At 38.1% G+C, this 21,574-nt stretch carries 19 protein-coding genes and 2 pseudogenes; 9 read left to right on the forward strand and 12 right to left on the reverse strand.

Features of this window, described 5'->3' with window-relative positions; genetic code table 11:
- Positions 1-41: 41 nt before the first annotated feature.
- The 7 genes from AA650_RS10705 to AA650_RS10735 form a co-directional block, all read right to left on the reverse strand.
- A complete protein-coding gene (locus AA650_RS10705; protein WP_053539012.1) occupies positions 42-698 on the reverse strand; it encodes a DUF4276 family protein in 657 nt (218 codons plus the stop codon).
- Positions 695-1,906: an AAA family ATPase gene (locus tag AA650_RS10710; protein WP_234413356.1), complete on the reverse strand. Its 1,212-nt coding sequence runs from the start codon at positions 1,904-1,906 to the stop codon at positions 695-697. Before AA650_RS10710 ends, AA650_RS10705 begins: the two co-directional genes overlap by 4 nt.
- On the reverse strand, positions 1,893-2,279 hold the full coding sequence (locus tag AA650_RS10715) for a hypothetical protein (RefSeq protein WP_053539013.1): 387 nt from the start codon (positions 2,277-2,279) through the stop codon (positions 1,893-1,895). The genes AA650_RS10710 and AA650_RS10715 overlap by 14 nt, the downstream gene beginning before the upstream one ends.
- Complete coding sequence (locus AA650_RS10720) at positions 2,272-2,508, reverse strand: type II toxin-antitoxin system HicA family toxin (RefSeq protein WP_027400864.1); 237 nt, start codon at positions 2,506-2,508, stop codon at positions 2,272-2,274. The genes AA650_RS10715 and AA650_RS10720 overlap by 8 nt, the downstream gene beginning before the upstream one ends.
- Entirely contained in the window at positions 2,501-2,725 is a 225-nt protein-coding gene (locus AA650_RS10725) for a type II toxin-antitoxin system HicB family antitoxin (RefSeq protein ID WP_027400865.1), read from the reverse strand. Before AA650_RS10725 ends, AA650_RS10720 begins: the two co-directional genes overlap by 8 nt.
- Before the next feature lie 396 nt (positions 2,726-3,121).
- A complete protein-coding gene (locus AA650_RS10730) occupies positions 3,122-3,298 on the reverse strand; it encodes a twin-arginine translocase TatA/TatE family subunit (RefSeq protein ID WP_027400866.1) in 177 nt (58 codons plus the stop codon).
- Between the two features lie 374 nt (positions 3,299-3,672).
- On the reverse strand, positions 3,673-5,127 hold the full coding sequence (locus AA650_RS10735) for a serine/threonine protein kinase (protein WP_053539014.1): 1,455 nt from the start codon (positions 5,125-5,127) through the stop codon (positions 3,673-3,675).
- 388 nt (positions 5,128-5,515) lie between these two features.
- Here AA650_RS10735 and cbiT point away from each other — a divergent pair, with 388 nt between their 5' ends.
- On the forward strand, positions 5,516-6,118 hold the full coding sequence (gene cbiT / locus AA650_RS10740) for a precorrin-6Y C5,15-methyltransferase subunit CbiT (protein ID WP_053539015.1): 603 nt from the start codon (positions 5,516-5,518) through the stop codon (positions 6,116-6,118).
- A 567-nt stretch (positions 6,119-6,685) separates the two neighbouring features.
- Entirely contained in the window at positions 6,686-7,576 is an 891-nt protein-coding gene (locus tag AA650_RS10745) for a phosphatidate cytidylyltransferase (protein ID WP_053539016.1), read from the forward strand.
- 103 nt (positions 7,577-7,679) lie between these two features.
- Here the strand turns inward: AA650_RS10745 and AA650_RS10750 are convergent, their stop codons facing one another.
- Positions 7,680-8,393, reverse strand: coding sequence for an LmeA family phospholipid-binding protein (locus AA650_RS10750; protein ID WP_053539017.1), 714 nt, complete (start codon positions 8,391-8,393; stop codon positions 7,680-7,682).
- 142 nt (positions 8,394-8,535) lie between these two features.
- Between AA650_RS10750 and AA650_RS10755 the strand changes: the two genes are divergently transcribed.
- Positions 8,536-9,309, forward strand: a complete 774-nt coding sequence (locus tag AA650_RS10755; RefSeq protein WP_053539018.1) for a pseudouridine synthase — start codon at positions 8,536-8,538, stop codon at positions 9,307-9,309.
- A gap of 16 nt (positions 9,310-9,325) precedes the next feature.
- On the forward strand, positions 9,326-10,102 hold the full coding sequence (locus AA650_RS10760) for a helix-turn-helix domain-containing protein (protein WP_053539019.1): 777 nt from the start codon (positions 9,326-9,328) through the stop codon (positions 10,100-10,102).
- A gap of 124 nt (positions 10,103-10,226) precedes the next feature.
- Here the strand turns inward: AA650_RS10760 and malQ are convergent, their stop codons facing one another.
- Positions 10,227-11,744, reverse strand: coding sequence for a 4-alpha-glucanotransferase (malQ, locus tag AA650_RS10765; RefSeq protein ID WP_053539020.1), 1,518 nt, complete (start codon positions 11,742-11,744; stop codon positions 10,227-10,229).
- 152 nt (positions 11,745-11,896) lie between these two features.
- On the opposite strand from malQ, the gene AA650_RS10770 reads away from it, so the two are divergent.
- Together AA650_RS10770 and AA650_RS29225 are read left to right on the forward strand one after the other, a co-directional pair.
- A complete protein-coding gene (locus AA650_RS10770; RefSeq protein WP_053539021.1) occupies positions 11,897-12,328 on the forward strand; it encodes an NUDIX domain-containing protein in 432 nt (143 codons plus the stop codon).
- Between the two features lie 155 nt (positions 12,329-12,483).
- The gene (locus AA650_RS29225) at positions 12,484-13,503 is read left to right on the forward strand and encodes a Rid family detoxifying hydrolase (RefSeq protein ID WP_053539022.1); all 1,020 of its coding nucleotides are present in this window, start codon (positions 12,484-12,486) and stop codon (positions 13,501-13,503) included.
- 158 nt (positions 13,504-13,661) lie between these two features.
- On the opposite strand, the gene AA650_RS10780 is transcribed toward AA650_RS29225, so the two are convergent.
- Both AA650_RS10780 and nifJ read right to left on the reverse strand, forming a co-directional pair.
- Positions 13,662-14,393, reverse strand: a complete 732-nt coding sequence (locus AA650_RS10780; protein ID WP_168636027.1) for a Uma2 family endonuclease — start codon at positions 14,391-14,393, stop codon at positions 13,662-13,664.
- Between the two features lie 598 nt (positions 14,394-14,991).
- A complete protein-coding gene (gene nifJ, locus AA650_RS10785; protein ID WP_053539024.1) occupies positions 14,992-18,549 on the reverse strand; it encodes a pyruvate:ferredoxin (flavodoxin) oxidoreductase in 3,558 nt (1,185 codons plus the stop codon).
- A gap of 447 nt (positions 18,550-18,996) precedes the next feature.
- Here nifJ and AA650_RS10790 point away from each other — a divergent pair, with 447 nt between their 5' ends.
- The 3 genes and pseudogenes from AA650_RS10790 (at position 18,997) to AA650_RS10800 (ending at position 21,282) form a co-directional block, all read left to right on the forward strand.
- Positions 18,997-19,899, forward strand: coding sequence for an AAA family ATPase (locus AA650_RS10790; RefSeq protein ID WP_053539025.1), 903 nt, complete (start codon positions 18,997-18,999; stop codon positions 19,897-19,899).
- Positions 19,900-20,580: 681 nt separating this feature from the next.
- Positions 20,581-20,877: a hypothetical protein gene (locus tag AA650_RS10795; RefSeq protein WP_053539026.1), complete on the forward strand. Its 297-nt coding sequence runs from the start codon at positions 20,581-20,583 to the stop codon at positions 20,875-20,877.
- Positions 20,878-20,881: 4 nt separating this feature from the next.
- Positions 20,882-21,282, forward strand: a pseudogene (locus AA650_RS10800) (type II toxin-antitoxin system VapC family toxin).
- Here AA650_RS10800 and AA650_RS10805 read toward each other — a convergent pair.
- A pseudogene (locus tag AA650_RS10805) lies at positions 21,274-21,444 on the reverse strand (LuxR C-terminal-related transcriptional regulator); the annotation flags it as partial. The pseudogenes AA650_RS10800 and AA650_RS10805 overlap by 9 nt on opposite strands.
- Positions 21,445-21,574 lie beyond the last annotated feature (130 nt).

Genomic DNA, 21,574 nt, shown 5'->3' on the forward strand with positions numbered 1-21,574 from the left:
CAATAGGGAATATGTATTTTACATGGAGTTGGAATTGTCAGCTACTTGATATTTTCCAGTTTTGTTAACCATTTATCGAAATGCTGACACTGTTTACGTATTGTATCCAATCCGATATCCATAGCAATTAAAGAACCATGTAAAGGTTTATCATATCCAGGACAACATCGAAGAATACGTTTAGAAGGTGCTGTTATCGGACTATCATTAATATGTTCAGGTGAAGGAAATGATTCACGCTCACTTTGTAGCTGTTCTACGGTACTTTGATCGAAGTATTCTAAAAAAGCTTGTGGATTACTATAAAGAAGTCCCTCAAATTCATGCACCAATAAATTAGGAATAAAATTTTGGATTCCAATATCTGCGCCCATTTGTTGTTCAAGATATTCAGCTTTCTCAAAAAGATTAGCTGTAGTGGGAATAGAACTTTTACCGGGAAAGTCTGCTGGTAGTCCATACAGATCAAACATTGTAGTTACAAAAGCATTGCTATCATTATAAAATTTAAGCAATTGAGGTTTTATTTTTCCATAACTAACCACACCACCTTTACCTTTTGAACTAGTTTTTACCAGAATAGGTATAACATCTATGTTTTGGTTTTGTCGCAGAAAATGTTTGCATAGTAATTCTTTTACAAAAGTTTCTTCAGTCTGTCCTTCTACAAAAATGTATAATCGGTGTCTTTTAATCATCTTGAAGGTCTACCTCCAATAATGTTCTTTTTCCATAATTCTCCTAAAGTATAATCTTCTAACCATTCTTGTAAATCATCCTCATGCAATCTGCGAAGTAATGATTTACCATATTTTCTATCTACAACAATCACATCATCTGCACTAAATTCATTCAATAATTCAACTGACTGAGTAGAAACAATCACTTGTTTTTCTCTCGAAATAGAACGCATTAAAGAAGCTAAAATAGTAATTGCATAGGGGTGAAGACCTAATTCTGGTTCATCAACTAAAATAGTTTCTGGTTGTAAAGCAGTAGGTTGTAAAAATACCGTTGCTAAACATATAAAACGCAGTGTTCCATCAGAAAGAAGATGAGCTTTAAAAGGCATATCTTGACCTTGCTCAAACCATTCTAGCTCTATCACATCATTATTGTGTGGAGAAGGACGCAATAAAAAATCACCAAAGAAAGGTGCGACAAGTCTGATTGTTTTAACAATTTGTTGATAAGATTGGGAATAGTTATTTTTCAATAAATATAAAAAAGCCGCCAAATTGCGAGCATCTGGACGTAGATAAATATTATCATTAATAGGAGCAGCTTGTTTTACATAGGCACTGTCGCTGGTATCATGAAAATGATAAACCCGCCATTGCTGCATGGCAGATAATATATATTTATCCATTTTTGTACCAGTACCAGTAAAAGCCTGAGTTTCAAAATGACCACTACCTATTAGTGCTTGCGATCGCATTTTTGACTTACCACTACTCCAGCCAAATGACTCTTTAGAAAACATCAGACGGTTATCTTGAGTAGGTTCAAGGGTGGCAAGGTATCTATTATTGCCAAAATATAGTTCAATCTCTAATTGTTCAGTTGTTTTTCGACCAAAATGCAATATTGTATCTGGTCCACCTTGACGACTAACAAAAACTTGCAAATGTCCATCAAGTATCTCTTGAACCATGCGAAAAAAGCTGATAAAATTGGATTTTCCTGCGCCATTGCAGCCAATGAGTATATTGAGTTGAGTAAGTTCAAGATTACATTCTGCAATAGATTTAAAGCCCTTCAAAACAATCCTTGATAGTTGTTTTTCACTAATCAACTTTGCCAGAGTAATTTTTTCCTCGGTCATATTAATAATCTGACGGGATGACATATTTTCTCCTTGTTTCTGTTTTTGTAACTCTAAAATCCGTTGTTTAGCTAAGTTCAAAATCTCTTGATGATTTATTTTTTGATTCTTTTGTCTCTTGTAATTCTAACCTTTCAACTAGATAACTATAAAGTTCTAACCATTTTTCACGATTCTCTAGCTTTTTTAACAAATCATCACCAGCCTTTAAAGTATCAAAAGCAAATTGATAATTTCCCTGTTCACAATGATGATAAAAAGCATCAATATAATCTGTTAAATCATCTTCCCAATCCCAATCTTCCAGCCAATCACCTTCTATATCATCAACATAAAGATGAATATAATCTGAGCCATAGGTTTCTTTATCTAGCTGCAACTGTTGGGATGCTTCTAGATACTTTTCATCTACCTCGGAAGTTGACTGATTATAAATACTTACATTCTTAGTCATCTTTATTTATTTCTTCTTCTGTGTTCTCAACTGCAAAAGCTTCAATAGCAGTAAAAACTTGTTGTACTGTTTTCGGATGTAGAATCTTACCTGAATGAAAAGGAATCACTACTCTAACATTTTCTCGAAAATAAATTCTGTGACTACCTTTGCTTCTCATTTCTATAAAACCAGCATTTAATAGTAATTTTTCAGATTCTTTGGCAGTTAGTCGCGGCAGTTTAGGCAACTTTCACCTCCAAAGTCATAGTTAATATGTCTTTGTGCTGAAGTGCTTGTTTCTCAAATTCTGATAATGTTTCTATATATAATTCAACAGCTTCTTTGATATTTGCTTGTACTGTTTCTAATGAATCACCTTCAGATTGACATCCAGGAAGTTCAGGACAATAAGCATAATAGCCATGTTCATCTTTTTCAATGACAATACTAACTTTATAGGACATAAGTAACTTCTATTTGATGATTAATGACTGACTATTATATCATAGTTCATTATTTTGCATATCTATAGGAATCCGGTTTGATTCCTGATAGCGTTCACGCAGTGTGCCGTTCGCGGTAGCGTGCCGGAGGCATCAGGCATAGCGTGGCGTTAGCCATATTTTCCTACGTAGGAAGGCAAGAGGCAATCATGCAAGAGGTAAGAGGATTCAAGAATATAAAGGTGTACCGAGTTCCGTTCAAAAATCAAATAGGAGTCCTATAGCACAGGTTGGCGGAAATAAGATAACTATTAAAAGCTCGGAAATTGGTTGATTACAAGGCTTGAAAATGGTTCATTTACTTAAGCTGCACGGTACTAGTTAAAGATATTTATTCTGGGAAATAATTTGTTTTTCTTAATCGAAGTTTTCTTTGTCTGAATGATCATCTTCATTAGATTTTTTCATTCCTTCTTGTAAATTTCTGAGACTTTTTCCCAAGACTCCTCCCAACTCAGGAATTTTCTTCGGTCCAAAAATCAAAATAGCAACTATGGCAATAATCCCTACTTCCGGCCAGCCTAATCCAAACATGATAATTTTCCTCTTGAGTCACTGTAATTATACTAAAAACGGGTGAGATTTAAACTTTTGCCAAATGACAAAGAACCCAGATGTGTAGGGGTAAAGCAAAAGCTTATTGGTGTCAACTTAACGTAAAACATCTATCCCGCAAATCCCGCAAAGAACTCAAGTCGTCTCATTCCCAGTCAGAGACTGGGAATGAATTCTAGAAGGCTCTGCCTTCAATAATATTAGAGGCAGAGCCTCATCAACTGCATTCCTAGTCAGAGACTAGGAACGAGATGTGGTAGGGATTTGAGCTTAAGTTGACACCAATGAAGCTCTTGCTTTACCCCTACGTTTAGAATCAAACAGTCAAGCCGTTTTGAGTATAACTATAGAATTTATTCTGTTATAATTGGCATATTTAACCACTGACTTAATTCCCTGGCTAACCATTCCAGTTGTCCTACCGATTTGATCGGAAAATTATTAACACTAAACTCAAATTTTTCTACCCCTGCCCAAATTACCAATTTTGCAGGTACTTGAGTTTTATTCCCGTCTGAGTCTTTAGTAAAATATTGGGGTGTATAAACCAGTTTATTAATACTTTCTCTGGAAACTGAACGACAACGGGGGATTTTCCATTTCCCTAACTGGTGATTAAGAGAAATTTGTTGCTGATCTATATGTATGCTGACACCACCAAATAAGCCGTATACTATACCGTAAATCATCGAAAAACCTACACCCCAAAAAGGTAGGGAGAACAACGCAAAGGGTATATTACCGGGAAAAGGTGCAGAAAGAGCGCCAATAGTCCAAACTAAGATAAATAAATTCCAAAATATGGCAAAAAAACCCATAAACACCATTGAGGATTGAAAGCCAACGGGAGGAATAGTAATGTCTAAAGCATCTTCATTTTTTGTGAGTTGAACTTTACTACCCGCTGGTTTGTCCTGCTGCTGCTGTTGTTTGAGAGTCCAATTATTCTTATCCCAATACCAATCACCTCGTGTTAATTCTAATGGGATGATTTCTCTGGAAAAATCCTTTTGTAAAACAGACAAAGCTTCACTTGCAGAACTCAAGCGTTTTTCTAAACTAATTTGTGTCATCCACTTTAGCCAGTTGGTTAAACTGGGACTCAGGTTAGTTGCTTGCTCAAACTGAATGCAAAAATCCTTTTGGGGTAAATCTGCTGGGTGAGTCCCCGTTACCAAATATATCAGAGTTGCACCTAAACTATAAAGGTCAGAAGCGGGAACAGTACGCCCTCCAAACTGTTCCTGTGGCATATAACCATAAGTTCCGACAACAGTTCTTGTCCCTCCTTCTGCTGCTAGGACGGTCTGGACTGACCCAAAATCTATTAAATAAACTGGACCAACGCTATTACCAGAGCGCTCTCCTAATAAAATATTGCTAGGCTTAAGATCACGGTGGATAACTGGTGGATTTAAATTATGTAAATATATAAGAATTTCTAAAACTGATGAAGCAATTTCTTTAACTTCGACTTCAGTGAATTTTCTCCCAGTTTGTAAATATTGCTCTAGAGTTTGGGCTGGTATATAAGTTTGGACAAGGGCAAATCCTTGATATTTAGAGGAATTTACTTCAAAATAGTCTAAGTAGGCAGGAATCTGAGAATGTGATAAAGACTTTAAGGTTTGGGCTTCTCTCTCAAACAACTTGAGATCATCCCATTCAAAATCACTACTGAAAGCAAGTAACTTGACAATTACCGATTTTCCAGTTACTAAATCAGTAGCGAGAAAAGTCCTTCTGCCGGCTTTTTTGCCTAGCTGTTTTTGAAGTTCGTAACGATTAGCTAATATTTCCCTGTTCATCATTGCAGTTTCCTGATGTCACTTGTCAGTATTAGGTAGGTTGGCGTTGAAAATTGTCGTTATAGCAAGGCAAGAGGCAAGAGTAAGGAAGTTTTCAGCGATTTTACGTTTCTTTACACAGTTTGGTTTTATTGTGTTCACCTACTTAGGGTTTGCTGGTAGCGTAGCGTGGCGTTAGCCATACTCCTGAATGGGCGCAGGCCCTGCGCCCCTACCTCCTGATAGCGCAGCGTGGTGTTAGCCATACTTCTGATAGCGCAGCGTGGCGTTAGTCATACTTCTAGCCCTCACAGATAACTTTTTCAGCAAACTCTACTTAATACCAAAATTATCGTCCCTATTTCCAATTGTTAAATTTTAATTGTTAATTGTTAATTGTTAATTGCTTATGCCTTCCCCACTTTGGCCTTACATCACCCCAGGTATTCCCGACGAATTATTTGAGAATTTACCAGGTATTCCTCTGAGTCAGCGAGAATTAAGATTGTTGTTGATTTCCCAATTACGACTACAAGCTGATTCTGTATTGTGGGATATTGGTGCAGGAACAGGTACAATTCCTATAGAGGTAGGTTTATTGTGTCCCCAAGGACGGGTAATTGCTATCGAAAGGGACGAGGATGTTGCTAATCTAATTAGACGCAACTGCGATCGCTTTGAAGTTAAAAACGTCGAAGTTATTGAGGGTAGCGCCCCAGAATGCTTAAACCAAATCAAGTCAGTACCTGATCGCATCTGCATTGAGGGAGGAAAAGCCATACAGGATATTGTCCAAGCTGCATGGCAGTATTTACCAACATCTGGTCGAGTGGTTGCCACTGCTGCTAATCTAGAAAATCTGTATACCATTTCTCAAAGCTTTTCTCAGTTAAGAGTTAGGAATATTGAAGTTGTCCAGTCAGCGGTGAATCGCTTAGAAACACGGGGCTATTCTCAAACCTTTGTAGCAGCCGATCCCATTTTCATTCTCAGTGGTGAGAAACTAGAGTGAACTACTCCGCCGTAAAACGGACGGAGCTTCCCAATTCATCGGGAATAGCCGCTAGAACTCCATAGTTCTATGGGTCTGACATTCCCTCCAAGGGCAGGAGTCCTGATTCCCAAGACCCAAATCTTTTACCCTGAGCTATGCCGAAGGGTTCTCTGGCGACACTTACAAAAAAAGGGAACAGGGAAATCTTAACTGGGAACAGGGAACAGATAAGAAACAAAAGTTTCACCAGTTTAGAGATTCAGTCAAGAAAAAGATGTTTTTAAAAGATGCGTAGCACGAAAAAAAACAGTGTCATTATTTCAATCTCATGTTTTTAAACATGAGTTTTTTCTGTTCCCTGTTGCTTCTGCCCGTGAACTATCAGCTTGGTTTTCGCTTACGGCATTGGTGGTCAAGATACACAATATCTTACCAAAAAATCCTGGCGATTCGTCATCCCCTGCTCACAATCCCCATATTAGGAGTACATTGAAGCTGGGGACTTCCACAAATTGTTAAATTCCTTCGGTTTTCGGTTTTGGGTTGCATCCAAAATCCAAAATCTAAAATCCCAAATATTATCCTATGCCCTGGTCTCGAATTATTAGTGGAATTGTTGCAATTATCATGGCGCTATCTGCAACCCTATTGGGGGGTTGGTATTTTACGATAGCGATCGCTATTGTCGTATTTTTAGGTCAACAAGAATATTTTAATTTGGTTCGCTCTAGAGGCATAACACCCTCAGTTAAAACTACCATGATTGTTAGTCAAGTTCTACTGGCAATTTGTACCCTTAATGGTAGTTTAGCTGATGCAATTATGCCAATAGCCGGAACACTTATTTGTTTTTACCTACTTTTTCAACCCAAATTAGCCACCATTGCGGATATTTCCGCTTCTATTATGGGTTTGTTTTATGTAGGTTACTTACCAAGTTACTGGGTCAGGTTACGGGGAATTGATCATGCTATTAGCAGTAATTTACCTTTAGGTGGTTATTGGCCATCTAATTGGCAAGATATCGGACAAGGCAATTTGACTGCCTTTCCCACAGGTTTAACTGCGACTATCCTCACGTTCTTATGTATTTGGGCTGCGGATATTGGCGCTTATACTTTTGGTAAATTCTTTGGGAAAACTCGGTTATCAGATATTAGTCCCAAAAAAACCGTAGAAGGTGCAGTTTTTGGTATTAGTGCTAGTGTAGCTGTTGCGATCACAGGAGCTTACTTTCTCAATTTTCCCGACTGGTTAATCACTGGTTTCACATTGGGTCTAATTATTGGTATTGCTAGTTTGTTAGGTGACTTAACAGAATCTTTGCTCAAACGTGATGCTGGTGTCAAGGATTCAGGACAATTGATCCCTGGTCATGGAGGGATTTTAGATCGCACCGATAGCTATATTTTTACTGCTCCTTTAGTGTATTATTTCGTTACCTTACTTTTACCTTTATTAGAAAAAACGCTGTAACAGGAACTAAGATAAGATTTAATCTCTACTTGCCCACATCACTCACAATAGCCATATAATTTAAAGTAAATTCAGGGAATATTGAATTTTGATTTTTTAATGATTATGGGTTAATGTTAATACGTCCATAACAACTAAGTTGTTCCGGTATCAGAGAAATTTTTTCGATATCAACATCTGTTCCCAGATTTATAATATAAGGAGAATTCTTTTCTAACAGCACCTCTTGATCGGTCTTGATCCGAACTTGTGTTAATTGTAGTTCTTGACCATTGAGCAGTTCTAAGCCTAAATAAATATTGAAAAATGCCCCTTCTATCTCAGAGACTGGGATACCATTCAGGATCAATACCTGATTGTCAAGGGTGATTCTTCGCCAAGTAATGTCCTTGAAATTTAGGCTATATTCTGCTAGTAGTGGAATCAGTACATCATTTATAGCTGTTAATAATAATGGAGATGACAGAGAATTATTAAGATCCTGTTCAGCGATTATCAGCTTACCAACTACAGGTACTATTGCTGATAATTGCAAAGGTTGTCCTTTCAAAATTGAAGCCACATTCAGTTGGATCTGTTCTGCCTGAAGTTCAATTTGTGTAGCATGAAGACCTTGATACACAGCATTACTAGCAGAAATTGATACTCCAGGAATGCAACCAGACAGCAATTGGCGATCGCTTGCTGTAATCTGTACCTCTAAATGAGATACTTGATTTAATTGGCTTCTTAACCAAAGCTTAATCGCTGATGTTAAAACTTTTGTAATGATCCTGACTTTGCTGTTATTTGTATTTGGGGAACTTGGTTCTGTCATTTTTCGACGGTTATATCAATGTAAATATGCTCAAAACTTGAGTATCTTAAACAAACCTTAACTTTAACATGGAAGTTTGTTAACAACAAAATGCAAACATTAGCAGTATAAAAATATTCAGCGAGAAAATCACAGTTTAAACATGGAGGCACGGCTACAAAAAATTCTAGCTCAATGGGGTATAGCCTCACGACGTGAAGCTGAAGAAATGATTAGGCAATCACGAGTATGTGTGAATGGGGTATTAGCACATTTAGGACAAAAAGTCGATCCTCACCAAGATAAAATCTCTATAGATGGTCAACCTGTACTGGGAGAACAGCGTCCATCCAAAATGTATTTATTACTGCATAAACCAGCAGGATTTGTCTCCACTTGCCATGATCCCCAAGGAAGACCAACGGTTTTGGATCTCCTTCCGTCAGCATTAAGAACCGGATGGGGTATTCACCCGGTTGGCCGTTTAGATGTAGACTCGACAGGAGCATTGATTTTAACCAATGATGGAGAATTGACCTATGGACTTACCCATCCTAGTCATAGTATTCCCAAGACCTACCGCGTTGTAGTTCAAGGACACCCTCCAGCAAAAGTTCTCGAAAATTGGAGTCAGGGTATAGTTCTGGAAGGAAGAATCACAAGACCTGCTCAAGTGCGTTTGATTGAAAATTATATTGATCAAAGCTGTTTAGAGATAGTTTTACAGGAAGGAAGAAACCGTCAAATTCGTCGTATAGCCGAACAGTTGGGATATCCAGTCATTAAGCTACATCGCACGGCTATTGGTTCAATTCAATTAAAAACATCAACAACAGCATCCTTGCCATCTGGTAAATACCGTCATCTTAGTCAGGATGAAATTAGTTTTTTAAATAAGCAGATAATTCGCACACCTATTAAGACAAAGCCGAGTTAAGGAGTAAAAGAAAAACATGAAATGGTTCAGAAAGAAGGGTAAACAGTCAATCAAACCTTCTATCAAGGAACATCAAGCCGAAAAGTTAGGGCAACTTGGCTCTCAACTAGGTTCGCTACGGCAGGAACAGGGTTTAACTCTAGATGAGTTAGTCGTATTCACCAGAATTCCTCGAAGACTTTTACAAGCCATTGAAGAAGGTAATTTAAGCGACTTACCAGAACCCATCTATGTTCAAGGCTTAATTAGACAGTTTGCAGACGCTTTAGGAATTCGGGGTGGGGAATTTGCTAGTCATTTCCCCATTGGTTCTCAATCAGTAAGTGTTCAATCCAATTGGAAAGTACAAGCTGTTCCTCAATTACGTCCTATTCATCTTTACCTGCTTTATATTGGGCTGATTTTCTGCTCTGTTAACGGTTTATCCCAGTTGTTGAATAATTCCACTTTGCAAGCAAACAATCGCCAAATTCAACCAAAAACTGTAACCCAATTGGCAGGGGAAGAAGCTGCTAATAATACATTTATCAACAAGCAAGGGGATCAATCCGTACAAATTGGTGTCACATTAAAAGCTTCATCTTGGATTAGCGTGGTTACAGATGGTAAAACAGCCTTTGAGGGAGTTTTACCACAAGGTTCTAGCCGCACCTGGAACGCCACCGAGCAACTGACAGTAAAAACTGATAATGCTGGTGGTGTGTTAATGAGTGTGAATCAGCAGGAAGCAAAGGAAATGGGAGAAATCGGCAAAGCTCAAGAAATCAACATTGCTGCTAAACCAAACTTATAGTGGTCAGTGGTCAGTAGTCAGTAGTCAGTGGGAAAATTCTTTCTCCCCCCCCTACTTCCCCTACTCCCCCTACTCCCCCTACTCCCCCTACTCCCCCTACTCCCCCTACTCCCCCTACTCCCTGTCACCTGTCACCTGCTTCCCTATAAGCGCGTCCGCAACGGAAAGTGAGAGTTTTTAGGCGATCGCTTAAATCTGGCGTTAATACCCCCGATTGGTAACGCCACTCCCAATTTCCCACCGCCGTACTGGGAAAATTCATCCGGGCTTGAGTCCCCAAACCTAATACATCCTGCAAAGGTATAATTGCTTGATTGGCAATAGAACTCAAAGCTAACCTAATTAAATCCCAGTTTATACCATCTGGACTGATACAACCCAAATACAACAATAGATTTTGCTTTTCGTAATCATTTGCAGCATTAAACCAGCCTACAGTCGTATCATTATCATGAGTACCAGTATAAACTACAGCATTTCGTGTGTAGTTAAAGGGTAAAAAAGGATTACCGGGATCAGAACCAAAGGCAAACTGCAATACTTTCATCCCTGGAAACTCAAACTGATCTCGCAGTGCTTCCACTTCTGGCGTAATAATTCCCAAATCCTCCGCCAAAACAGGTAACTTACCCAAATGCTTTCTAATTGCCTCAAATAAAGCCACTCCAGGTGCTTCAATCCATTCGCCATTCATGGCAGTCGTTTCTCCCTGGGGAACAGCCCAATAAGCCTCAAAACCCCGGAAATGATCAATGCGAATTATATCCACATAATCCAGCATCGCCTCAAAGCGTAATATCCACCATTTGAAATCTTGTTTTTGCAATTCTTCCCAGTTATAAACCGGATTTCCCCATAATTGACCAGTAGCGCTAAAGTAGTCGGGTGGAACTCCCGCCATTAAAGCCACTTCTCCCGTTTCTGCATCTAAAGCAAAAATCTCAGGATTAGCCCACACATCAGCACTATCATGGGCTACATAAATAGGGATATCACCAATAATCTCTATCCCATTGTCATTAGCATAGTTTTTCAGTTCTGACCACTGCCGGAAAAACTCATATTGAACAAACTTGTAATAAAAAATCTCCTCTGCTAATTCTTTTTCCATCTGAGCTAAAGCTGCTGGTTCACGCTTTGCCAATTCCGGTTCCCAATTGTACCAGCTTGCACCATTTTGGATATCTTTAAGAGCCATAAATAGCGCATAATTATTTAACCAATAGCCTTTATCAGCACAAAACTTAGCAAAAGCCTGTTTTTGAGTTGAATTTGCTTTAATTTTAAAATCCTCACAAGCTTTAATGAGCAGATTGACCTTGACAGGGATCACCTCATTAAAATCTACCTTATCTACGGTAAAATCTGGTAAATCAGCCAAATCTTCGGCAATTAACAAACCCTCCTCTAACAACTTCTCTGGACTAATCAAAAAGTAATTTCCAGCCATTGCGGAGTAGCACATATAAGGAGAATTACCGTAACCAGTCGGTCCTAGCGGTAAAACTTGCCAATATTGCTGCTGACTATTTTTGAGAAAATCAATAAACCGATAAGCTTCCAAACCCAAATCCCCAATACCAAACCGACTGGGGAAAGAAGTAGGATGTAGTAAAATACCACTTGATCTAGGAAAAGGCATATTTAACCTGAAATATAGGAAAACGTAATTTTTTATAAATCACGCATCGAATTTATCATGCCATAGCCAGCGTTGACTGTTCTGATTCATGAAGAAATAGAAACAAGAGTAAATAATTAATACATAATCCAAAATCCAAAATCTAAAATTTTATGACTTACAGAAATCCTGCACCCACCGTTGATATCATTATTGAATTAATTGATAGACCTCATCGCCCCATTATCCTGATTGAAAGACATAATGAACCATTAGGTTGGGCGTTACCCGGTGGTTTTGTTGATTATGGTGAATCGCTGGAAAAGGCGGCAATTAGGGAAGCAGAGGAAGAAATAGGTTTAAAAGTAGAATTAGTCGAACAGTTATTAGTGTATTCTGATCCTAAGCGCGATCGCCGTCAGCATACGATTAGTATTGTGTTTTTAGCAACTGCTACGGGTGAACCTTTGGCGGGTGATGATGCTAAGAGTTTGGGTATTTTCTCGCCTTGGTGTGTTCCTGGTAATTTGTGTTTTGATCATGACCGGATTTTGCGGGATTATTGGCAATATAGAAATTATGGGATTCGTCCGAGGTTGGGGTAAGAGAAATAAACCACGAAGAAGCGAAGGACACGAAGGAAGAGAAGAAGAAAGAAGAAAAATGTAGGGGTTTAGCAATGCTAAACCCAAGGCGTTTAACTCTGTAGTCATGTTGCTTCTTTGTTTTATACTGTTTTCATGGTATTCAATGGTGCATTATGGACGCTGAAGAACTTTTAGAGAAATACGCTGCTGGGGAACGGAATTTTCGTTCGGAAAATCTGAAAACGGTAGACCTTGAAGGTGCGGATTTGAGTGAAATCGACTTCACAGGTGCAGATTTGTCGCGGGCAGATTTGAATGATGCTAACCTGAGTAAAGCGGATCTTGACCGTACAAATCTCACGAGGGCATCTTTAGAAAATGCTAACTTGAGTGAGTTAGTATGCGCTTCTAATTTGAATTTGAGTTGGGCTAACTTGAGTGGTGCTAATTTGAGTAAAGCAAAGCTAGAAAGTGCAAATTTCAGTAATGCTCACTTGGATAATGCCAACTTGATAAAAGCAAACCTCAATAGTGCAAATCTCCAAAAAGCTTGTTTACAAGGGGCAAATTTAGAAAGAGCAGATTTACAAAATGCAGATTTAATGAGAGCAAATCTAGATAGTGCAAATCTGAAAAAAGCAGATTTAACCGGCGCGAATATTTACGGTGCAACCTTTAAAAATGCAGACCTCACAGGTGCGATAATGCCAGATGGAGAAGTTTACCAAACATCTACAGATTTAGAATTCGGTAAACCAGAAACACCATTAACAAAAGAGCCAAAAGACATATATATTATGACTCGTAAAGTAATCCGTACCGATAAAGCACCTGCACCAGTTGGACCATACAATCAAGCAATTCTCGCTTCTGGGCAAATGTTGTTTGTAGCTGGACAAATTGCCATAGATCCCCGTTTAGGTGATGTTGACTACACCGAAGATGTAGTTAAGCAAACTGAACAGGTAATGAAAAATATTGAAGCTATCCTGACAGAAGCAGGAGCTACATTTGCAGATGTGGTAAAAACTGGTGTATTTTTAGCTGATATGAATGATTTTGCCGCTGTCAATGCGGTTTATGCAAAATATTTTTCCGAAGATACCGCCCCAGCGCGTGCTTGTGTGGAGGTTTCCCGTTTGCCTAAAAATGTGTTGGTAGAAATTGATTGTATTGCTGTTATTGGTGGTTAATTATACTCAAAACGGCTAGAAACTGGACTTTTTTATCATACAAAGAACAAGCTTCAAAGCCTCTCCCCGTTGCGGGGAGAGGTTTGGAGAGGGGTTTCATATTTGGTTAAACTATGAACCGTTTGCAGTATATCCTGTGGGCAATGCCCACTCTACTTTTATTTTTCTGGTTCGATACCTAATGCTTTTAATTGGGCAGCTAATTTGTCAGCACGTTGTTTTTGTTGTTCTATCTCTTGTTGTTTTTGTTCTACTAATTCTGAACTCCACAACAGCAAATTTCCCTGTTCGTCCCACCATCTTAACCATTTACTAGTGAGGTTTTCCCTTGTCCCTTCCCACACTCCCAAGTAAAGGTTCATTTCCTCTATCCAGTAACGTTGGTTTTCATGAGGATTTTGTAAGGTGTACAAACCTGTATTAGAGTTTAGCTGATAAAATTCTAAACTACCGCTATCTGGTTCAAAAATGGCGTAATTAGGTACTTTTAAGATTTTTTCATAGAAAAACCATTTTCCAGGGGGATAAGTAGGTTTACTGGAATATTCTGTTCCGTCTGTATCAGAAATAAATTCCATCACTATTACGGGAATATCTCCCTGTACTTGGGGTGTATAACTACGAAAGACTTCTTGCTTCGTGACGCGAATTTCGGGTATATAAGCCCAATCAGGAGCTTTAATGACAATTTTGCTATTGACGGTGGCACAGATACCGTAGTTAGTCGGTGTGAGGCAATTTGGGGGAAGTTTACCGGCTAGTTGGAGGCTTTCAGTCAGGGCAGCGGCTTGGGCTGGTTGGTAGATGTTGTCCACTGGATCATCTGGGAGAATGTAATCATCGGGTAGTTTTTCCCAAGTGATTTGGTATGCTTGGGTAGCAATAATCATGATGGGTTTTCCTGTATTCAGGTTGTAAATTCTAGTTTAACTAGTTAACCCTGTTATGTCACTCTCGGAAAACAATAATTGAATCCATTTTTTGTAACTCTTATTTCATCAAGGGTTGGCACTTTTTTTATGTATTAAAAAATAAAATTGCTGCATAAAATGTCAAAACCAAAGCTCCATAAACCTCCCAGGTATTGAATTTTCCCAATCTGACAGAAGAGGATTAACTTCATTTCTCTCGGACCGAAATGTTTTTTCTTTCACTTCCACAGAAGTAAATTGATAATCTTTGGCAAAATAAACCCCTCTGGTAAACCTCTCCAGTATTAAATGTTATTCGGCGTTGCTGATTAAGGGTATGAATTTTAGTCTCACGCAAAGGCGCAATCACGCTTCGTGATCTCGAAGAGTAGACGCACTGAGGTAAGATTTTTAAAGGTTCAATTTGGAAATTTCATACCTCGATTCAGCAACGCCTGTTATTCCTTTTCCCTCTCCTAAGAGGAGAGGGTTAGGGAGAGGTAGGGAAGGGGGGTTAGGTTTCTGAAGATTATCGGTTTCATCTAATACTTTTCAAACACCCTACTTAGGAAGACCTTTACCTATTCGCTAAATATTGATACATTTCCCATCTAGCATTAACTTCCATTTGCGCTTGTTCTAGCAACAACTTGGCAACCTCCGGTTTACTTTTCGTCAACATCTTAAATCGGTTCTCTTGATACATTGACTTCTCCACCGATTCAGAAGGTGCTTTCATATCCAATTGTAAGGGATTTTTACCCTGTTCTTGTAATGCTGGATTATAGCGATATAACAACCATCTTCCTGAGTCTACTAGAGCCTTTTGCTGATGTAAACCTTTGGTCATATCAATCCCGTGAGCAATACAATGACTGTAAGCAATAATGATTGATGGACCGTCAAAAGCTTCCGCTTCTAAAAATGCTTTGAGTGTATGTTCATCACGCGCACCTAACGCTACACTCGCCACATAAACATTACCATAAGTCATCGCCATTAAACCCAAATCTTTCTTTGGTGCTGGTTTTCCGCCAGTTGCATATTTAGCAACTGCGGCTTTTGGTGTGGCTTTAGAAGATTGTCCTCCAGTGTTAGAATAAACTTCTGTATCCATTACCAAAATGTTCACATTGCGTCCTGTGGAAATCACATGATCAATTCCACCAAAGTCTATATCATACGCCCAACCATCACCCCCAACTATCCACACACTTTTCTTGACTAAATAATCAGCGAGGGATTTGAGATTTTGGATTTTGGATTTGAGATTTGCGTCTTTTATAGTTTCCGCAATCTCAGCTAATTTGTGGTTGAGAATGACAATTCTTTCCCGTTGGTCCCAAATATCAGCTTCGGTTTTTTGTTCAGCTTTGAGAATGGCATTAACTAAATTATCGCCAATTTCACTACTTAATTGTGACAATAATTCTCCTGCAAATTCCGCTTGTTTGTCTATAGATAAACGATAACCAAAACCAAATTCGGCGTTATCTTCAAATAAACTATTAGACCATGCAGGACCTCTACCGTCAGCGTTTTGACTCCAAGGAGTTGTGGGGAGATTTCCACCGTAAATGGAAGAACAGCCGGTGGCGTTGGCAACGAGTGAGCGATCGCCAAACAATTGTGTTAATAATTTAAGGTAGGGCGTTTCTCCACAACCAGCACAAGCCCCGGAAAATTCAAACAACGGTTCTTGTAATTGCTGCTGACGAATTTGGCTTACTTTCAAAGTTTTCCGGTCTGGATTTGGTAAACTCAAAAAGAAATTCCAGTTTTCCCGTTCCTGTTCCCGCAACGGTAACTGGGGACTCATATTAATCGCCTTGAGGGTGGGTTCTGCCTTGTTTTTGGCAGGACAGACACTCACGCAAATTTCGCAGCCTGTACAGTCTTCTGGGGCTACCTGAATGGTAAATTTCTGGTTAGCAAAGCTCTTATCTTTGGCATTAGTGGACTTAAAAGATATGGGTGCGTTGACTAACTCACTGGATTGATAAGCTTTGGCGCGAATAGCAGCATGAGGACAAACCATCACACATTTACCACATTGAACGCAGACATCAGCCTCCCAAACGGGGATTTCCTCCGCAACGTTGCGTTTTTCCCATTTTGCAGTTCCACTGGGGAAAGTTCCGTCAGCAGGTAACGCACTTACAGATAAATCATCACCTTCCCAGACCATGATTTTGCTAAGAACATTCTCGACAAATTTGGGTGCATTATTTTGTAGAAATCTTGCGTTATTTTGTAGAGACGTTCCATGGAACGTCTCTACATTTACAGAATGCAGATTTTCTAGGGTGTTGTCTACGGCTTTTAAATTCATCTTGACAACTTCCGCGCCTTTTTTACCATAAGTCTTTTCTATGGCTTGTTTGATTTTAGCGATCGCTTCTCTTTCTGGCAATACCCCCGCTAAAGCAAAGAAACACACCTGCATGATAGTGTTAATTCTGTGTCCCATACCACTATCTTTTGCCACTTGACTAGCATTAATAGTATAAACTTTCAGGTTCTTGTCAATAATTTGCTGTTGAACTTTTGAAGGTAGATTTTCCCAAACCTGATCAGCATCATAAGGACTATTTAACAACAAAGTCGCTCCCGGTGCAGCAGCTTTTAAAATATCAATAGTTTCCACAAATCCCCAATGATGACAACCGATAAAATTAGCCTTGTCTATCAGGTAAGTTGAGCGAATTGTTCCAGTTCCAAACCGTAAATGAGAAACTGTCATAGAACCGGACTTTTTAGAATCATAAACAAAGTAACCTTGGGCGTTATTTTCTGTACCTTCCCCGATGATTTTGATGGAGTTTTTATTTGCCCCTACTGTACCATCTGAACCTAAACCATAGAACATTGCCCGAACCACATGATCTGGTTCTGTAGAGAAATTGGCATCAAAATTCAAAGAAGTGAAAGTGACATCATCATTAATCCCAATTGTGAAATGATTTTTGGGTTTAAGTTGAGTCAGATTATCGAAAATACTCTTCACCATTGCCGGAGTAAATTCCTTAGAAGACAGTCCATATCTGCCCCCAACAATTTTCGGGAATGTAGTTTTTTTCCACCCTTCATAAATAGCTGTCACCACATCTAAATATAAAGGTTCTCCTGCACTTCCAGCTTCTTTAGTTCTATCAAGGACAGCAATAGATTTAACACTATTTGGTAATGCTTCTATAAATCTGGCTACATCAAAAGGACGGAAAAGCCGCACTTTGATAACTCCAACTTTTTCCCCTTGATTGTTGAGATAATCCACAGTTTCATGGACAGTTTCACAACCAGAACCCATAATTACAATTACTCTTTCTGCCTTGGGTGCGCCATGATATTCATAGAGTTTGTAATATCTGCCTGTGCGTTCTCCAAATTTATCCATTATTGTTTGAACAATATCAGCACAACCATCATAATAAGGGTTTGCACCTTCACGAGATTGAAAATAAACATCAGGATTTTGTGCTGTTCCTCGTAATACTGGTTTATCTGGAGTTAAGCACCGTTGACGATGTGCAAATACTAAATATTGGGGAATGAAAGCTTGTAAATCCTCATCAGATAACAACTCAACTTTCTGCACTTCATGGGAAGTTCTAAACCCATCAAAAAAGTGCATAAATGACACTCTTGCTGCTAAAGTTGCCGCATGAGAAATTAAAGCAAAATCATGACTTTCCTGCACAGAAGCTGAACACAAAAAAGCGAAGCCAGTCGCCCTTGCAGCCATAACATCACTATGATCACCGAAAATAGATAAAGCATGAGTAGCTAAAGAACGGGCAGAAACATGAATGACAAAACTGGTTAATTCTCCCGCAATTTTGTACAAGTTAGGAATCATTAATAATAATCCCTGAGAAGCGGTGAAAGTTGTACTTAATGCCCCCGTTTGTAATGCCCCATGGACAGCAGCAGCAGCCCCTCCTTCGCTTTGCATTTGGGTAACACTGGGAACAGTTCCCCAAAGATTTGGTTTATTTTCTGACATCCAAGCATCAGCCCATTCACCCATATTTGAAGATGGGGTAATCGGATAAATAGCAATTACTTCATTCAATTTGTAAGCTACACGGGCAACAGCTTCGTTACCATCAATTGTGGCATAAGATTTGGGCATGATTTTCCTTCTGTGTGTCTCTTTTCTGTTTGTTTCAATTTTTCCGTAGGGTGCGTCAGATTGATAAATAGTCGAATTTAAGTATGATTTAACGTCTGACGCACCTTACTAATCTATGCAGAGAAACCAAAAAGATAAGCATTGAAAACAGCTAAAGTCAGGAAGTTAATTTGTGATATTTTCTACAGTTTTATTAATTATCAATTATTACTCATGAATTATTCTGACTTTTAGCCAATATTTTGATTATAGCAAATAGTAAATCTTCTGGATATATCAATATTAATGTTGTACTCAATAGCTATAATCTTTGATTTATCAAAGTTAAATGATTGTCATGGGGTGGAGGTGCGGGAAGTTTTTGGGCAAGATAGTTGACAGTTATACAAGGTTTTACAGTATAATTTAAAGTTAATCACCTGTATTAACACCCAATCAATATCAATTATGACTTATCGAGATCCTGAAATTGAAATTGAACTATTACGCCTAAAGAGTGAGTTAAATATATCTGGAAAGAATAACAGTCAAAGTAATTCTCAATCTCAATGTTTAGATGATGTTATCACTAAGTTAAATCACCTTGTGGGAATGGAAAATGTCAAAAATGATATTAACACTTTTATCAATTTTCTCAAAGTTCAGAAAATGCGTCAGGAACAAGGTTTACCAAATATTTCTATTTCCCTACATTCAGTATTTTGTGGACCTCCGGGAACTGGTAAAACCACAGTTGCACGTTTAATGGGTGAAATATATAGAGAACTAGGTATACTTGCTAAAGGCCATGTTGTAGAAACTGATAGATCAGGTTTGGTTGCAGGTTATGTTGGACAAACAGCTTTAAAAGTAGATGAAGTTGTAAATTCAGCATTAGATGGAGTATTATTTATTGATGAAGCTTATACACTAGCACCAGCAGATTCAGGAAAAGATTTTGGACAAGAAGCGATAGATACTTTACTCAAAAGAATGGAAGACTATCGAGATAGGGTGGTTGTGATTGTCGCTGGTTATAGTGATGAGATGTCAATATTTATTAATGCTAATCCAGGGTTACAGTCGAGATTTAATAGATATTTTTATTTTGAAGATTATAAACCAGAAGAACTATTAAATATTTTTGAGGGAATATGTAAGCAACAACATTATAGAATAACCCCAAGAGGTAAAGAAAAACTTCTGAAACACTTCACAAAGTTATATTTTGAAAAAAACAAAAGTTTTGGAAATGGTAGACTTGTCAGGAATATTTTTGAAAAAACGATTGAAAGACAAGCTAATAGATTAGTTAAAATAACCGATGTTAATAAGGAAATGATGATGACAATTACCTGGGAGGATATTTAATAACTATATATCAATCATCTTTTTGACGTTATTAGCTGATCTTGTAGGGTGCGTTAATGAAATGTAACGCACCCTATTGATGGGGTATTTGTTTAAAAATGGGAATCTTAACCCACTATCACCATATTCGGTGCGTTACACTATCGCTAACATACCCTACTTGATAAATAACTTTGGCATTTCTGAAATTTCCTAAAATTGCGATCGCTCCCGATGCTTTCGCATAAGTTACTATCGTACTATTATATCATTTACATCAATTAAAAAACTTAAATAGTGCGATATTATCGGTTAATCTTAGGGAACACCAAAAAATAAATTACCCAATTTTGTGGGATAGGCATCCTGCCCGTCCTTGATGATTAGCGGGCTTTTCGTCCCGCACCACAAGAAATTTTTGGGGATTTGATTTCTTGGAAGTCCCTTAGATAACAGAACCCAAGATTATGAGAAAAAATTAAATAAAACTACTCATTATCTCTAATAACTTGTTGTATTGGTTCATTTGATGACGAAATTATTACATTTCGCTGATATTTTAGGGGAAGTTAATGAAATGTAACGCACCATTCATCTGTTTAAAATTAAAAACATCTCTTTAAGTGCGATTATTTATTTTCTCGGTTGAGTTAAGAGGCTATGCTATAATAACGTATACTGTCAAAAATATCTCACAAAAATATGAACAACACATCTCTAAAAGAAAAAACTGCCTTTAACCGCATTTCAGCAATCGTAAAATATTTGATCGCTAATGACAGTGTGTATCAAGAAAGATTGGAACAAGATAAAATGATTCAGAAAATGTACGAACTTTTTACTAAACCAAATTCTGGTGATGATATAGATACAATTGCTGAAGATGACTTAACAGAAAGAATTAGTAAAATGTTAGCTGTAGAAGCAATCAGTGGTTTGTTAAATGATTTTACACCAGAAGAAATGGCAATATTTGATGAATCAGTGAAACGGAAATAATTCAATGGGATATCTACTAGATACTAAATTCTCAAGGAAAATCCAAAAGTAACCAATCAGCTAGAAAGTTTAAATCGTCAAAACGAGGAAGTTTTCATTAGTGGGATTACTTACTATGAAATTGAGCGAGGACTCTTAGCAGTTAAAGCGGTAAAGAAATTATCAGACTTTGAAAAATTTTTGAAGAAATACCAAGTTTTACTCTTGGACGATATGGCAATTTTTCAGAAAGCGTCAGAAATCTATGCTGATTTAAAACAAAGAGGTTTACCAATTCAAGATGCAGATATATTTATAGCAGCTACGGCTATTATTCACAATTTAATTGTAGTTTCCCATGATTCTGATTTATTAAGAATAAAAGAATTGCAATTGGAAGATTGGTTACAAGAGGAATTAAATTAAATCATTTTTAATCAACCGTTTTTGCAAAGCCGCAACAACAGCTTGAGAGCGATCGCTCACTTCTAAATTTTGTAAGATAGCATGGACGTGTACCCTAACCGTTCCTGGTGTAATATAAAGTGCAAGGGCAATTTCTTGATTAGTTTTCCCCGCTGCCAAAAGAATAGGGTTTAGCATTGTGCTAAACCCCTACAAATTACAAATTATTCAACTGCTACAGATTTCGCGGGTAAGTAGGTGAACACAATAAAACCAATCTGTGTAAAGAAAAGTAAAATCGCCCAAACCCTCT

The sequence above is a fragment of the Anabaena sp. WA102 genome, from assembly GCF_001277295.1.
GTDB classification, from domain to species: Bacteria; Cyanobacteriota; Cyanobacteriia; order Cyanobacteriales; family Nostocaceae; genus Dolichospermum; species Dolichospermum heterosporum.

Excerpts from the sequence above, each read along its gene's own strand:
- AA650_RS10705 (WP_053539012.1), bottom strand. The coding sequence starts at position 698 with ATGATTAAAAGACACCGATTATACATTTTTGTAGAAGGACAGACTGAA.
- AA650_RS10745 (WP_053539016.1), top strand. The coding sequence starts at position 6,686 with ATGCCCTGGTCTCGAATTATTAGTGGAATTGTTGCAATTATCATGGCG.
- AA650_RS29225 (WP_053539022.1), top strand. The coding sequence starts at position 12,484 with ATGGACGCTGAAGAACTTTTAGAGAAATACGCTGCTGGGGAACGGAAT.
- AA650_RS10790 (WP_053539025.1), top strand. The coding sequence starts at position 18,997 with ATGACTTATCGAGATCCTGAAATTGAAATTGAACTATTACGCCTAAAG.
- AA650_RS10755 (WP_053539018.1), top strand. The coding sequence starts at position 8,536 with ATGGAGGCACGGCTACAAAAAATTCTAGCTCAATGGGGTATAGCCTCA.
- nifJ (WP_053539024.1), bottom strand. The coding sequence starts at position 18,549 with ATGCCCAAATCTTATGCCACAATTGATGGTAACGAAGCTGTTGCCCGT.
- AA650_RS10730 (WP_027400866.1), bottom strand. The coding sequence starts at position 3,298 with ATGTTTGGATTAGGCTGGCCGGAAGTAGGGATTATTGCCATAGTTGCT.
- AA650_RS10735 (WP_053539014.1), bottom strand. The coding sequence starts at position 5,127 with ATGAACAGGGAAATATTAGCTAATCGTTACGAACTTCAAAAACAGCTA.
- malQ (WP_053539020.1), bottom strand. The coding sequence starts at position 11,744 with ATGCCTTTTCCTAGATCAAGTGGTATTTTACTACATCCTACTTCTTTC.
- AA650_RS10715 (WP_053539013.1), bottom strand. The coding sequence starts at position 2,279 with ATGACTAAGAATGTAAGTATTTATAATCAGTCAACTTCCGAGGTAGAT.
- AA650_RS10725 (WP_027400865.1), bottom strand. The coding sequence starts at position 2,725 with ATGTCCTATAAAGTTAGTATTGTCATTGAAAAAGATGAACATGGCTAT.
- AA650_RS10780 (WP_168636027.1), bottom strand. The coding sequence starts at position 14,393 with ATGATTATTGCTACCCAAGCATACCAAATCACTTGGGAAAAACTACCC.
- AA650_RS10795 (WP_053539026.1), top strand. The coding sequence starts at position 20,581 with ATGAACAACACATCTCTAAAAGAAAAAACTGCCTTTAACCGCATTTCA.
- cbiT (WP_053539015.1), top strand. The coding sequence starts at position 5,516 with ATGCCTTCCCCACTTTGGCCTTACATCACCCCAGGTATTCCCGACGAA.
- AA650_RS10770 (WP_053539021.1), top strand. The coding sequence starts at position 11,897 with ATGACTTACAGAAATCCTGCACCCACCGTTGATATCATTATTGAATTA.
- AA650_RS10750 (WP_053539017.1), bottom strand. The coding sequence starts at position 8,393 with ATGACAGAACCAAGTTCCCCAAATACAAATAACAGCAAAGTCAGGATC.
- AA650_RS10760 (WP_053539019.1), top strand. The coding sequence starts at position 9,326 with ATGAAATGGTTCAGAAAGAAGGGTAAACAGTCAATCAAACCTTCTATC.